11 protein-coding genes are annotated in these 14,178 nt (G+C 62.5%); 1 reads left to right on the top strand and 10 read right to left on the bottom strand.

What is annotated here, in order from left to right:
* Window positions 1-40: 40 nt before the first annotated feature.
* The 8 genes from pyc to LHFGNBLO_RS10620 form a co-directional block, all read right to left on the bottom strand.
* On the bottom strand, window positions 41-3,499 hold the full coding sequence (gene pyc, locus LHFGNBLO_RS10660) for a pyruvate carboxylase (protein WP_258606640.1): 3,459 nt from the start codon (window positions 3,497-3,499) through the stop codon (window positions 41-43).
* Between the two features lie 292 nt (window positions 3,500-3,791).
* A complete protein-coding gene (locus LHFGNBLO_RS10655) occupies window positions 3,792-4,910 on the bottom strand; it encodes a branched-chain amino acid ABC transporter substrate-binding protein (RefSeq protein WP_258606639.1) in 1,119 nt (372 codons plus the stop codon).
* A gap of 139 nt (window positions 4,911-5,049) precedes the next feature.
* The gene (locus tag LHFGNBLO_RS10650) at window positions 5,050-5,397 is read right to left on the bottom strand and encodes a DUF6867 family protein (protein WP_258606638.1); all 348 of its coding nucleotides are present in this window, start codon (window positions 5,395-5,397) and stop codon (window positions 5,050-5,052) included.
* Window positions 5,398-5,509: 112 nt separating this feature from the next.
* On the bottom strand, window positions 5,510-6,238 hold the full coding sequence (locus LHFGNBLO_RS10645) for an ABC transporter ATP-binding protein (RefSeq protein ID WP_258606637.1): 729 nt from the start codon (window positions 6,236-6,238) through the stop codon (window positions 5,510-5,512).
* The gene (locus LHFGNBLO_RS10640; RefSeq protein WP_258606636.1) at window positions 6,238-7,758 is read right to left on the bottom strand and encodes an ATP-binding cassette domain-containing protein; all 1,521 of its coding nucleotides are present in this window, start codon (window positions 7,756-7,758) and stop codon (window positions 6,238-6,240) included. Before LHFGNBLO_RS10640 ends, LHFGNBLO_RS10645 begins: the two co-directional genes overlap by 1 nt.
* Window positions 7,758-9,182, bottom strand: a complete 1,425-nt coding sequence (gene livM, locus LHFGNBLO_RS10635) for a high-affinity branched-chain amino acid ABC transporter permease LivM (RefSeq protein WP_258606635.1) — start codon at window positions 9,180-9,182, stop codon at window positions 7,758-7,760. Before livM ends, LHFGNBLO_RS10640 begins: the two co-directional genes overlap by 1 nt.
* A gap of 4 nt (window positions 9,183-9,186) precedes the next feature.
* The gene (locus LHFGNBLO_RS10630; protein WP_258606634.1) at window positions 9,187-10,089 is read right to left on the bottom strand and encodes a branched-chain amino acid ABC transporter permease; all 903 of its coding nucleotides are present in this window, start codon (window positions 10,087-10,089) and stop codon (window positions 9,187-9,189) included.
* A gap of 446 nt (window positions 10,090-10,535) precedes the next feature.
* Complete coding sequence (locus tag LHFGNBLO_RS10620; protein ID WP_258606633.1) at window positions 10,536-10,922, bottom strand: ectoine synthase; 387 nt, start codon at window positions 10,920-10,922, stop codon at window positions 10,536-10,538.
* Window positions 10,923-11,022: 100 nt separating this feature from the next.
* Between LHFGNBLO_RS10620 and LHFGNBLO_RS10615 the strand changes: the two genes are divergently transcribed.
* Window positions 11,023-11,925 carry a LysR substrate-binding domain-containing protein gene (locus tag LHFGNBLO_RS10615; protein WP_258606632.1) on the top strand — a complete coding sequence of 301 codons (903 nt, stop codon included), beginning with the start codon at window positions 11,023-11,025 and terminating at the stop codon, window positions 11,923-11,925.
* A gap of 1 nt (window position 11,926) precedes the next feature.
* Here LHFGNBLO_RS10615 and LHFGNBLO_RS10610 read toward each other — a convergent pair whose 3' ends face one another.
* Together LHFGNBLO_RS10610 and LHFGNBLO_RS10605 are read right to left on the bottom strand one after the other, a co-directional pair.
* Complete coding sequence (locus tag LHFGNBLO_RS10610) at window positions 11,927-12,928, bottom strand: 4-hydroxyproline epimerase (protein WP_258606631.1); 1,002 nt, start codon at window positions 12,926-12,928, stop codon at window positions 11,927-11,929.
* A gap of 13 nt (window positions 12,929-12,941) precedes the next feature.
* Window positions 12,942-14,177 carry an NAD(P)/FAD-dependent oxidoreductase gene (locus tag LHFGNBLO_RS10605; RefSeq protein ID WP_258609677.1) on the bottom strand — a complete coding sequence of 412 codons (1,236 nt, stop codon included), beginning with the start codon at window positions 14,175-14,177 and terminating at the stop codon, window positions 12,942-12,944.
* Between the last annotated feature and the right edge of the window lies 1 nt (window position 14,178).

Genomic DNA, 14,178 nt, shown 5'->3' with positions numbered 1-14,178 from the left:
CGCCGTTCGCAGGCCGGCATCACCTGAATGCCAGCGCACCTTACCCGAAGGCGATCAGCAGATCCTTCGCATCGATCTGGTCGCCGGCCTTGACCAGCACTTCGGCGATCGTGCCGTCACGCTCGGCATGCAAAGCGGTTTCCATCTTCATCGCCTCGATCGACAGCAGCACGTCGCCGGCCTTGACCGCCTGGCCGGCGGCAACGGCAAGCGCGGAGACGACGCCCGGCATCGGCGCCCCGACATGCGCCTCGTTGCCCGGCTCCGCCTTGCGCCGCGCCTTGGCGGCGGACGCGCCATGCGCCCGGTCCGGCACCTTCACCCGGCGTGGCTGGCCGTTGAGCTCGAAGAACACGGTGACCATGCCCTTCTCGTCGACATCGCCAATGGCCAGGCACCGCACCACCAGCGTCTTGCCCTTTTCGATGTCGACAAAGATCTCGTCTTCCGACTTCATGCCGTAGAAATAGGTCGGCGTCGGCAGCACGCTGACTGGCCCGTAGGTCTCCTGCGCGGCGGCGAAATCGGAAAACACTTTCGGATACATCAGCCAAGAGGCAAATTCGAATTCGCTGAGCTTGCGCTCGAGCTTCTCCTCGATCTCCTTGCGGCTAGCCTTGAGATCGGCTGGCTTGAGCAGCGAGCCGGGCCGCGCGGTGATCGGCTTGTCGCCCTTCAGCACCTTCTTCTGCAGCGCCTGCGGCCAGCCGCCCGGCGACTGGCCGAGATCGCCGCGCAACATCGACACCACCGAGTCCGGGAAGGCGATATCCCGGCCCGGATTCTCGACATCGGCGACGGTCAGATCCTGGCTCACCATCATCAGCGCCATGTCGCCGACGACCTTGGACGACGGCGTCACCTTGACGATGTCGCCGAACATCAGGTTGACGTCGTGATAGGTCTGCGCCACTTCGTGCCAGCGTGTCTCGAGCCCCAGCGAGCGCGCCTGCTCCTTCAGATTGGTGAATTGGCCGCCCGGCATCTCGTGCAGATAGACTTCCGACGCCGGTCCCTTCAGGTCGCTCTCGAAGGCAGCGTACTGGTTGCGCACCGCTTCCCAGTAGAACGAGATGTGCCGGATCCACTGCGGGTCGAGGCCCGGGTCGCGCTCGGTGCCCTTCAGCGCCTCGACGATCGAGCCCAGGCATGGTTGCGAGGTGTTGCCGGAGAAGGAATCCATGGCAGCGTCGATGGCGTCGACGCCGCTCTCCACCGCCGCCAGCACCGTCGCCGCCGATAGGCCCGACGTGTCGTGCGTGTGGAAATGGATCGGCAGATCGGTCGCCTCGCGCAGCGCCTTGAACAGGACGCGCGCAGCACTCGGCTTCAGCAGTCCGGCCATGTCCTTGACCGCGATGATATGCGCGCCGGCCGCCTGCAATTCGCTGGCCAGCCCGACATAGTATTTGAGGTCGTATTTGGCTCGCGCCGGATCGAGGATGTCGCCGGTATAACAAATCGCCGCTTCGATCAGCTTGCCCTCGGCGCCGACCGCATCCATGGCGACGCGCATGTTCTCGACCCAGTTCAGGCAGTCGAAGACGCGGAACAGGTCGATGCCACCGGCCGCCGCCTGTTTGACGAAATGCTGCACCACATTGTCGGGATAGTTGGTGTAGCCGACGCCGTTGGCGCCGCGCAGAAGCATCTGCAGCAACAAATTGGGCGCAGCCTCGCGCACCAGCAACAGCCGCTCCCACGGATCCTCGGTGAGGAAGCGCATGGCGACGTCGAACGTGGCGCCACCCCAGCATTCGAGCGAGAGCAGCTGCGGCAAGGCGCGCGCATAAGTGCCGGCAATGCCGGCGATGTCATGCGTGCGCATCCGGGTGGCGAGTAGCGACTGGTGCCCGTCGCGCATCGTCGTGTCGGTGACCAGCACCTCTGTCTGCTCGCGCATCCAGGCGGCGAACTTCTGCGGGCCGAGCGCATCGAACTTCTGCTTGCTACCGCCCGGCACGTGGCCGTTGAGATGGGGCACCACAGGTGCAGCCGCATCGGCCTTCGGCGTGGGCCGGCCGCGCGTCTCGGGATGGCCGTTGACGCTGACATCGGCGAGGTAGTTGAGCAGCTTGGTCGCGCGGTCCTGCCGCTTAACCTGCTGGAACAGCTCCGGCGTCGTGTCGATGAACTTTGTCGTGTAGGAGTTGTCGGCGAAACTCGGGTGATTGATGATCGCCTCAAGGAAGGTGAGGTTGGTCGCCACGCCGCGGATGCGGAACTCGCGCAGCGCCCGGTTCATGCGGGCGATGGTCTCGGCCGGCGTCGGCGCCCACGCCGTCACTTTCTCCAGCAGCGGATCGTAGAAACGGGTGATGACCGCGCCCGAATAGGCGGTGCCGCCATCGAGGCGGATGCCAAAGCCGGTGGCGCCGCGATAGGCGGTGATGCGGCCATAGTCCGGGATGAAATTGTGCTCGGGGTCTTCCGTGGTGATGCGGCACTGCAGTGCGTGGCCGTTCAGCCTGATGTCCTTCTGCGCCGGCACCCCCGATTCCGGCGTACCGATGGCGAAGCCGTCGAGGATGTGGATCTGCGCCTTGACGATATCGATGCCGGTCACCTGCTCGGTGACGGTGTGCTCGACCTGGATGCGCGGATTGACCTCGATGAAGTAGAATTTTCCGGTGTCGGCATCCTGCAGGAACTCGACCGTGCCGGCGCCTATATAACTGGTTTCGCGGGCGATCTTCAGCGCATGGCCGCAAAGCTCTTCGCGCTGTGACATGGCGAGGTAGGGCGCCGGCGCCCGCTCGACAACCTTCTGGTTGCGGCGCTGGATCGAACAGTCGCGCTCGAACAGATGGACGGCGTTGCCATGGGTGTCGCCAAGCACCTGTACCTCGACATGGCGCGCGCGCTCGATCAGCTTTTCGAGATAGACCTCGTCCTTGCCGAAGGCGGCTTTCGCCTCGCGCTTGCCTTCCATCACCTCACGGGCAAGGTCGGCCTCGGAGCGGATAGCGCGCATGCCGCGGCCGCCGCCGCCCCACGACGCCTTCAGCATCACCGGATAGCCGATCTCCTTGGCCAGTTTCTTGACCACGTCCATGTCGTCCGGCAACGGATCGGTGGCCGGGATGACCGGCACGCCGACAGCGATTGCCAGGTTGCGAGCGGCGACCTTGTTGCCGAGCCGGCGCATCGTGTCGGGCTTCGGTCCGATGAAGGTGATGCCGGCCTCGGCGCAGGCCTCGGCGAATTCCGGGCTTTCCGACAACAGCCCGTAGCCCGGATGGATGGCGTCGGCGCCCGAAAGCCTGACGACGCGGATCACCTCCTCGATCGACAGATAGCTTTCGATCGGCCCCATGTCCCGGTTGAGATGCGGCCCGCGCCCAACCTGGTAGCTTTCGTCGGCCTTGAAACGGTGCAGGGAATATTTGTCCTCCTCAGCCCAGATCGCCACGGTTTTGAGGCCAAGTTCATTGGCCGCGCGGAAGACGCGGATGGCGATTTCGGACCGGTTGGCGACAAGGATCTTCGTGATTGCCAAGGACTAGGCTCCAGACACGGAAGGAGGATGGGGCTAAGGCAATGATTAACGCGAAAATGCTGCAGTGCAAACAAAATCAAGAAATGACTAAACCGATTTAAAATCGATCCTTCGCGCGTCGGAGCGCCACGCGATTGCCCGAACGCGGCAGGGACGCTCAAAACTCCGATCCAAGCAGAACCTTCAGCCCGGCGCATCGAGGATCGCCTATGTTCTTGGATGGCTAGACGCCACGTGAAAAATGCCCGGCGCGTGGCGCGCCGGGCATTTTCGATTTCAGACGTTTGCCGGCTTATTGCTCGACGTAGGTGTACTTGCCGTCGTCACCCTTCTTCCAGTTGTACATGACGTAGTCGGGGCGGGTGATGTCGCCCTTCGCGTCATAGCCGATGTCGCCGATAGCCGTCTTCCACGGGCCACTCGCCTTGATCTCTGCTGCGACCTTCTGCGCGTCGTCGGAGGCGCCAACCTTGGCGGCGGCGGCGGCGACGATCTGCAGAGCAGCGTAAGAGTAGAGCGTGTAGGCTTCAGGCTCGAAACCGGCAGCGCGGAACTTCTCGACGAGTTCCTTGGCGTTCGGGTTCTTGCGCGGATCGGGAGCGAACGTCATCAGCGTGCCATCGACGGCGTCGCCGGCGATCGAGGCCAATTCGTTCGACACGATGCCGTCGCCGGACATGAACTGGGCCTTGAGGCCCTGGTCGGCGAGCTGGCGCATGATCAGGCCGGCTTCCGTGTGCAGGCCGCCGTAGTAGACGACAGTGACGCCGGCGTCCTTCATCTTGGCGATGAGCGCCGAGAAGTCCTTGTCGCCGACATTGATGCCTTCATACATGGCTTCGGTCACGCCATTGCCATTGAGCGCCTTCTTGGTTTCGTCGGCGAGACCCTGGCCATAAGGCGTCTTGTCGTGGACGACGGCGATCTTGCCATCCTTGAAGTTCTTGGCGAGATAGTCGCCGGCAACCTTGCCCTGCTGGTCGTCACGTCCGCAGGTGCGGAACGTGTTCCACAGGCCGCGCTCGGTCAGCTGCGGGTTGGTCGCCGAAGGCGTGATGACGAGGATGCCGTTCTCGGCATAGACATCCGACGCCGGGATGGTGACGCCAGAGTTGAAGTGACCAACGACATACTTGACGCCGTCGGCGACGAACTTGTTGGCAACCGAGATGCCCTGCTTAGGATCGGACACGTCGTCGCCGATCTCGAGCTTGATCTGCTCGCCATTGATGCCGCCGGCCGCGTTGATGTCGGCGGCAGCCTGTTCGGCACCCTTCTGCAACTGTGCGCCGAACGCTGCGTTCGGACCAGTGATCGGACCGGCGACGCCGATCAGGATGTCAGCCCACGCGTTGCCACTGAACGCGACAAGCGCGGTCACGGCGACGGCGGACAAAAGTGACTTTCTCATGTAAAACGCTCCCATTTACGGAGTGGGCGTGGATGATGCTTTCATGCGATGCCCACTCTTGCTCGCAGAAAGCGTACTTTGCCGATTTTCAGGCACTTGTCACGCCGATTCATCCCTGAAACGGCGTTAATCATGAACGTCAACCTTTCGGTTTCCAGCTCAAGAGCGAAGCTCTTTCGTAGAGCCAATTATACTGCGTCACCATCTGGTTGGTGCGCGTGTATTGATAGCCGACGAAGCCGACTATCAGCAGCACGATGGTATCGATGATGTAGTAATGCAGCGAAAACATCGTGCCATTGAACAGCGCGTGATGGATGAACCTTATGGCGATGCCGAGGCCGAGCATATAGGCGAACAGCTGGATGAAGCTGCGCCATGTCTGCGCGCAGGCCTTGCCGGTCATCCACGCCGCCCAGCCGCCAAGTAGGCAGGTGACGAAGAAGAACTGCCAGATCGAGGGTTCCTCGTAGAGAATGCCCTGCATGATGAAGACTCCCTAGCATGATCCCGAAAAGTTGCAGACTTTTCGGACAAAGATCATGCGACAAACAAACAACTTGGAGCGGAATACCGGATGCACACATTCCGCTCCAAACTCAGTGGTGGCCGCCTTCGAGGTAGGCGGCACGCACTTCCGGATTGGCGAGAAGTTCCTTGCCGGTACCACTCATCGTCACGTTGCCGTTGACCATGACATAGCCGCGGGTGGCGAGCTTCAGCGCGCCGAAGGCGTTCTGCTCGACCAGGAATACGGTCAGCCCTTGTGTGCGATTCAGTTCGCGGATGGCGTCGAAGATCTGCTTGACGATCAGCGGTGCCAGACCCAGCGACGGCTCGTCGAGCAAAAGCAGCTTCGGCCGCGCCATCAGCGCGCGTCCGATCGACAGCATCTGCTGCTCCCCGCCCGACAGCGTGCCACCGCGCTGGGCGATGCGCTCCTTGAGGCGCGGGAACAGCGTGAACACCTTCTCGACGTCCTCGTCATAGTGCTTGAGGTTGTCGAGGCTGGCGCCCATCTGCAGGTTTTCCATCACCGTCATGCGCGGGAAGATGCGGCGGCCCTCAGGCGACTGGGCGATGCGCATGCGCGCAATCTCGTGGGTCGGCATCTGGGTGATGTCGGTGCCTGCGAAGGTGATGGTGCCCGCGCGCGCCCGCGGCGCACCGAAGATGGTCATCATCAGCGTCGACTTGCCGGCGCCGTTCGCGCCGATCAGCGCGACGATCTCCCCCTCGTTGACGGTGACATCGACGCCGTTCAGCGCCCGGATGTTACCGTAATAGGTCTGGACGCCCTTGATATCGAGCAATGTTGTGCCGGCCATTATTTACGCCCTCCGCGCTTGCCGGCCGCAGGTGCGGCAGTCTTTCCGGGAGGATGGCTCGTCTCGACCTTGCCGGCATCGACGCGGCGCGAGAATTCCGTCTCCTTGCCGCTGGCGAGAAGCTTGGCCTGGCTGACCCACTCCTCCCGCGCGATGCGCCCGTCGAAGGCGAGATAGGCTTCCGCGGCCTCGACGTCGGACTTCTTCCACGCGGCGATCTGGTCGAAATGAAAGATGCCGTGCTGGTTCAGCTTCTTCTCGTTGACTATGCCGATCCCCTTGATCCGGGTCAGATTGTCGGCCTTGCCCGCGCGGGGCGCTGCGAGCCGGTTCGAAACTCCCGCAGCCTTCGAGGCCGGAGCCTTGCCCGCCGGCTTTGCCGCAGTGGCTTTCGCCGTGGGCGCTTTCGTCGTCGGTTTGGCTGCGGCAGTCGCGGACTTTGCCGCGGCAGATTTTGATTTGGCCGCGGGCACGCTGGCCAACGAGGCGGCCTTGCTTGCCGCCGCATTCGTCCGCGCGTCGACCTGAGCTGCTCTCGAGGCGCCCTTCGACACAGTGACGCGCTCGCCCTCGCTATGGCCGACCGTGTCGGTCACCGGGCCCGCCAACATCGAGGCCGAGGTGCCGGGTCCGTGCGCCGAGTCCGGACCGGTGTCCAGCTGCTCGATGACGTCTTCGTCGCCGACCTCGGTCAGCACCGCCTCGACCTCTTCATCGTCGACGCCGAGATAGGCAGCAATGACGCGCGGGTCGGTGCGAACCGACTGCGGGCTGCCGTCGGAGATCTTGCGCCCGTATTCGAGCACCACGACATGGTCGGAAATCTGCATGACCACTGACATGTCGTGCTCGATCAGGAGGATCGAGGTGCTGGTCTTGATGTCCATCAACAGTGCATTGAGTGCTGCCGATTCCTTTGGATTGAGGCCAGCGGCCGGCTCGTCGAGGCACAGAAGCTCGGGGCCTGTGCACATGGCGCGGGCAATTTCCAGACGCCGCTGCGCGCCATAGGGCAGGTCGCCAGCCGGATCGTCGGCACGGTCGACAAGATTGGCCTTCTCCAGCCAGTGCTTGGCCAGGTCGATCGATTCTGCCGAAGCCTTGCGGTAGCTGCTGAACCCGAACAGGCCGAGCATCGTATAGCCCGACGCCTTCATCAGCTTGTTGTGCTGGGCGACCAGAAGGTTTTCCAGGAGCGTCATGCCCGAGAACAGGCGGATGTTCTGGAAGGTGCGCGCCACCCTGGCACGCGCCGGTATCTCATGGTTCGGCAGGCGCTCGAGCAGGTAGCTCGAGCCGTCGCTCCGATTGAGCGTGATCATGCCTTCCGAAGGTTTGTAGAAACCGGTGATGCAGTTGAACACCGTGGTCTTGCCGGCGCCGTTCGGACCGATCAATGCGGTGATCTCGCCGCGCCTGGCCTGAAAGGACAGGTCGCCGATGGCGACCAGGCCGCCGAACTTCATCGACAGATGCTCGACCTGCAGGATGGCGTCATTCATGGATGGGCTCGTATTCATCAGCCGTGTCCTTCCTTGGTGAAGGACCCGGATACGGCCTTTCGCTTCTTGAGAAAGGCGGTCGGTTCGCGGCTGCCGACGAAGCCGCGCGGCTTCCACAGCATGACGATGACCATGGCCATGCCGAACAACAGCATGCGGTAGAGCTCCGGCGTAAAGTCGGGACCGAATCCCGGTATGATCGTGGTGTTGCCCCATGTCAGGCCGGTCTTGAGGAAGTCCAGCTCGCGCAGGATTTCCGTGCCGCCGATCATCACCATCGCCGCCACGGCGATGCCGCCCAACGAGCCCATGCCGCCGAGCACGACGATGGCCAGGATGATCGCCGATTCCAGGAACACGAAGGATTCCGGGCTGACGAAGCCTTGCCGCGCGGCAAAGAACGCGCCGGCAAAGCCACCGAACATGGCACCGGTGGCGAAAGCCGTGAGCTTGGTGGTGGTGGTGTTGATGCCGAGCGAACGGCAGGCGATCTCGTCCTCGCGCAGCGCTTCCCAGGCGCGGCCGACCGGCAGGCGGCGCAGCCTGATGGTGACGAACGCAGTGAGCAGACAGAGCAGCAGGATGAGATAGTAGAGGAATATCTTGTAGTAGGCGCCCGACTGGGCGATGCCGAGAACCTTGGAGATGTAGTTCGGGTCCGACACGTTGAACGACATGAGGCCGAAGAAAGAGACCTTTGGAATGCCGGAAATGCCGGCGGAGCCATTGGTCACCTCGCGCCAGTTGATCAGCACCAGCCGGATGATCTCGCCGAAGGCCAGCGTCACGATCGCCAGATAGTCGCCGCGCAGGCGCAGCACGGGAAAGCCGAGCATCACCCCCCAGAACGCGGCCATCAGGCCGGCGGCCGGCAGCAGGATCCAGAACGACAGACCGAAATGCGTGCCGAGCAGCGCATAGGCATAGGCGCCGACGGCGTAGAAGGCGACGTAGCCAAGGTCGAGCAGGCCGGCGAGACCGATAACGATATTCAGGCCCCATGCCAGCATCACATAGATCAGGATCTGAATGCCGAAATTATCGACCCATTTCAGCGAACCTTGGAAGCCGACCAGCATGACGATCACAATCGGATACAGGAACAGAACCGTGATGCCGATCGTGTTGAAGTTGCGGCGCACGAAGCCGGGTTCCGCGGCGACTGCCGGAGCCTGGGCCTTTTGTGCCTTGGCGCGCTCGAGTGCCGGTTGGGCGAAGCCGACATAGAGGAAGCGTCCACCGGCGGTGAGGAGCACCACTATGGCAAGCAGCCCCCAGCGTTGCACCAGGATCAGCTCGTTGGAGATGTTCTGGTCGGTCTTCAGGCCGATGAACAGCACGAACAGGCCGAGCGCTATGGCGCCGGCATAGAGCGCCTCGCGAAAGGCACGCTGGATGGGGCTGGCGACGACGTCGCTTTCCGGAGAAACGGTAACAGCCATGATCTCAGACCTTTTCGACTTCTGGCCGGCCCAGAATGCCGGACGGCAGGAAGATCAGCACGATCGCCAGGATGGAGAAGGCGGCGACGTCCTTGTAGTCGATGGAGAAATAGGCCGACCACATGCTCTCGATGAAGCCGATCAACAGCCCGCCGAGCACGGCGCCGGGCAGCGAGCCGATGCCGCCGAGCACGGCCGCGGTAAAGGCCTTCACACCGGGCGTGAAGCCGTCGGAAAACACCACCACGCCATAATACATCAGGAACAGCGTTCCGGCGACGGCGGCAAGGGCGGCGCCCATGATGAAGGTGATCGAGATGGTGCGGTCGACATCGACGCCAAGCAGCGCCGCCATCTTGCGGTCCTGCTCGCATGCGCGTTGCGCTCGACCAAGCGAGGTCCTGTTGACGAGATACCAGAACAGCGCCAGCAGGATCGCGGTGACCACGACGATGATGATCTGCTTCAGCGACACGCTGACGCCACCGATGGTGTAGACTTGGGACACCATCGGCGGGATCGGCTTGTTGCGCGGCCCTTGCGTCACCTGGACGAAATTGGACAGCGCGATCGACATGCCGATCGCGGTGATCAGCGGCGCCAGCCGGAACGAACCGCGCAGCGGCCGGTAGGCCACCTTCTCGATCGTCCAGTTGTAGAGGCTGGTGAGCAGCATCGCCACGATCATCATGATCAGCAGCGCGATGACGATCGGCACCGAGTAGAACAGAGCGCCGAGGATGAGGAAAACGATGAGGGCGGTGAAGGCACCGACCATGAAAATGTCGCCATGGGCGAAATTGATCATGCCGATGATGCCGTAGACCATCGTGTAGCCGATCGCGATCAGCCCATAGATCGATCCCAGCGTCAGCCCGTTGATAAGCTGCTGGACAAAGTACTGCATGCTGTCGTGGCTCCCCTGGAATGTCGCCCATGCAGACGCATTCCTTTTCGTATTTCCCCTAGTCGTAAAGTTTCGAGGCCGGATTGCAACGTGATTTTTCAATCGCGACGCGTGTTTTCTTGGCACGCCATCCGATTGCCCGTTTTTTCATATCCGGCCCCTGGACCATCGCGGACCCTATCATTGGCATAACGCAATGTCTTTGACGATTCAGCCGTATCATGCACCTCGTTTCGAAGAAATCACCGTCAAAATTAGGTGATGAGAGGGATTGTTGCGCTGTGAAAGCAATCCGTTTTTCACTTCGTTCGCTTCCGTTGGGTCAGGATTCCCCTTGGCTGACGGCGGATCCATGTGCAAACGGATCGCGGTCATCTATGAAAACGGTGGTCAATCCGGTCATGCGCGCCCGGCCGCCGATCGAGCGATGACCGCTTTGCCGGAACTCAGTAGGCCGAGCCGCTGTCCTGACCCAGGGCGTGCCGCTCGGTGCCCATCAAGGGAGGGTTGAACACACTGACCAGGATCATGTCGTTGGCCGCGTCCGCGCGCAGATAGTGGTCGTCATGTTCATCCAGCACATAGATCGTGCCAGGTTCGATACGGTGCACATGGCCGGACATGTCTTCAACCTCACCGGTGCCGGCAATGCAGTAGCAGGCCTCGAAATGCCGGCGGTAGTGGAGGCGCGATTCACTGCCTGCGCGCACCACCGTATGGCAGACGGTGAACCCCATGCCGTCTCGCTGCGTCAGCAGGCGATGGCTCGTGCCATTGCCCCAATCGACGAAGAAGTCAGATTTTTCTACATCAGCCAATTGTCTCGTAAACATGATCGCTCTCTCGAAAGCTATACTAAGTCTCAGAAATGCCAAAGCGAAGGCAGATTTTCAAATGATTGCTTCTCACGCGATATGTTAGTAAATTTTACAGATGGACTACATCCCGCTGAATGCCGTTCGCGCTTTCGAGGCGGCGGCTCGCCATCTGAGCTTTTCTGCTGCCGGCGAAGAGCTTCACGTGACCCACCCGGCCATCAGCCACCAGATCAGGCGGCTGGAGGAATGGCTGGGCGTATCGCTGTTTCATCGGGATGCACGCAAGGTGCGCCTGACCGAAGCCGGAGTGATCCTTCACGCCTCGGCGAGCGGCGCCCTCGCCGAGCTCGGCGCCACGTGCCGCCGCATTCGTCGCAATGCCGCCCTGGAAACCCTGTCTGTCGGCTGCATTCCCTCAATCGCCAGCCGCTGGCTGGTGCCGAGGCTGGCGGATTTTACCGCCCGTCACCCCGGCATCGGCATGAGGGTCGCCTACGCCAAGGCCGAGGAGAGGCTGGGCGACGGCCAGAACGACGTGCTGATCACGCTCGGCGCCGATCCATCTCCCGGCGTCACCAGTCTCAAGCTGTTTTCCCGTTTCAATCAACCGGTGTGCAGCCCCCATTATCTCGCCGGCAAGGATCATCTGCGCACGCCGGCCGGCATCGCCGTCGCCGATCTGCTGCACGACGAGACTAGAGAGGGCTGGCGCGAATGGTTTTTGGAGGCAGGATTGCCCAACGTGGATGTGGGCAACGGGCCGGTTTTCGCCGACTTCAACATTCTGGCGACGGCGGTCATCGCCGGTCACGGCGTGGCGCTCTGTCCGGTGGAAGTTTTTCGCGACGAGTTGAAGCGTGGCGATCTGATCGTTCTGTCGAAGGTCGCGACGAACCTCGACAAGGGCTACTTCCTGACGATGCTGGCGCATGCCTCACCGGCAGCGTTCAAATTCGCCGACTGGTTTCGCCAGGAGGTTTCGGCGGACACGGAGGCAGGCGAATCTCAAGCCGGGTAGATCACTTGACGACGAACCCATGCGCGAACGGATCGCGGTCGTCGATGAAGATCGTGTTCAGTCCGGTCATCCGCGCCCAGCCGCCGATCGAAGGAATGATCGCCGGCTTGCCCGCCACCGTGACCTCTTTCTCGACCCTGCCCTTGAACAACGAGCCGATGATCGATTCATGGACGAAGTCGTCGCCCGCCTTGAGCTTGCCCCTGGCGTGGAGCTGCGCCATCCGCGCCGAGGTGCCGGTGCCGCAAGGCGAGCGATCGATCGCCTTGTCGCCGTAGAAGACGGCGTTGCGGGCGTCCGCGCCAGCCACCGTCGGCGCACCGGTCCACAGCATATGCGACAGCCGGTTGATGCCGGGGTTCTCGGGATGCACGAAGGAATATTTCTCGTTGAGCCGATGCCGCACCACAGGGCTCCAGGCGATGAGGTCGCCGGCCGAATGGTCGGCCATGTCGCGATAATTCTTCTGCGGCTCGACGATGGCGTAGAAATTGCCGCCATAGGCGACATCGACGCTGATCTCGCCGAGCCCAGGGCATTCGACCGTCAGCCCCTCGGCATAGAGGAAGGACGGCACATTGGTGATGCGCACCTCCTCGACATACTCGCCAACCTGTTTGTATTCGGCGGTGACCAGGCCGGCCGGCGTATCCAGCCTGAGCATCCCCGGCGTCTTCGGCTTGATCAGCCCGTGTTCGATGGCCATCGTCACCGTGCCGATGGTGCCGTGACCGCACATCGGCAGGCAGCCCGAGGTTTCGATGAACAGGATGGCGATGTCGCAGTCCTCCCGCGTCGGCGGGTAGAGGATCGAGCCGGACATCACGTCATGACCGCGTGGCTCGAACATCAGCCCGGTGCGGATCCAGTCATACTCGGCCAGAAAATGCGCGCGCCGCTCCATCATCGTCGAGCCGTTGAGCAGCGGCCCGCCGCCGGCGACCAGCCGCACCGGATTGCCGCAGGTATGGCCGTCGATGCAGAAAAAGGAATGGCGTGCCATGGCTTGGACCCTGTCAGAAGCGGTTCGGAGAAAAGGCAGAAAGATCAAGCGAGGGATTTTGCCCGAGAATGAGCTCGCGGATCAACCGCCCGGTCGCTGCTGCCTGGGTCAGTCCGAGATGGCCGTGGCCGAAAGCATAGACCACCGACCGACCTTTTTGCGTGCGGCCGATGACGGGAAGCGAATCCGGCAGTGACGGACGAAACCCCATCCACTCGCGGCCGCCTGACGGATTGAGCCCCGGCAGAAAGAGTTGCGCCTTTTCGAGCAGCGCTTTCGAGCGGGCATAATTGGGCGGCCGCTCGATGCCGCCGAGCTCGACCGCGCCGCCAACGCGCACGCCGGTATCGAGCGGCGTGATGACGAAGCCATGGCCGGAAAAGATCAGCTGCCGCTTCACGTCGAAGGCGGTCTTCGGCAGCGTCGTGTTGTAGCCCCGCTCGGTCTCCAGCGGGATGCGATCGCCGAGATTTCTTGCCAGGAGATGCGACCACGCACCGGCGGCGATGACCAACTGTTTTGCCTGTCGCGTCGTGCCGTCGGCCAGCATCAGCGTCGCGCCATCCTGCATAGCTTCTACATGCTCGACCCGGACCTTTTCAAAACGCGCGCCTTTGCTCTGCGCATAAGCCCAGACCGCCTTACCAAGCAGCTTCGGGTCGGCGACGGTCTTCCATCCCGGCACGAACGTGCCCTTGATGAAGCGTGGGGACAGGCCTGGCTGCAAGGCTGCAAGATCACCGCCTTCGACATGGCGAAAGCCGATGCCGAACCGCTGCCTTGCCGCCCAGCCGGGCAGCGACGCCTTGAACTCCGCTTTGCTTTCATAGAGTTCGAGCGAGCCGTCCTCGTGCAGCATGTTTCCTGTGCCGGAGCGTGCCATCAACCCGGCCCATTCGGCCTCGGCAAGCCGCATCATCCCGGCTTGCGCAGCCAGGCCGGCCTCGTAGCGGTCGGTGCGCCCGGCGCGCCAGAAGCGGAACAGCCAGGGTAAAAGCTTCGGCAGATAGGCGGGCGGGATGCTGAGCGGGCCGAGCGGATCGGCAAGCCACTTCGGCAATTGCCGGATCATGCCCTTGTGGGCAAGCGGCAGCACGTCGGAAAAGGCGAAGGCGGCGGCATTGCCGGAGCTCGTCTCCTCGCAAATGCCCGTCCGATCGAAGATCGTGACGTTTCGTCCCGCCTCGGCCAGATAGGCGGCGGCACAGATGCCGATGATACCACCACCGACGATGGCGATATCCAACATC

It is taken from the genome of Mesorhizobium sp. AR10 (assembly GCF_024746795.1).
Taxonomy (GTDB): Bacteria; Pseudomonadota; Alphaproteobacteria; order Rhizobiales; family Rhizobiaceae; genus Mesorhizobium.
Note: the sequence above shows the minus strand (reverse complement) of the source record. Positions and strands in the feature narration are given on the sequence as shown.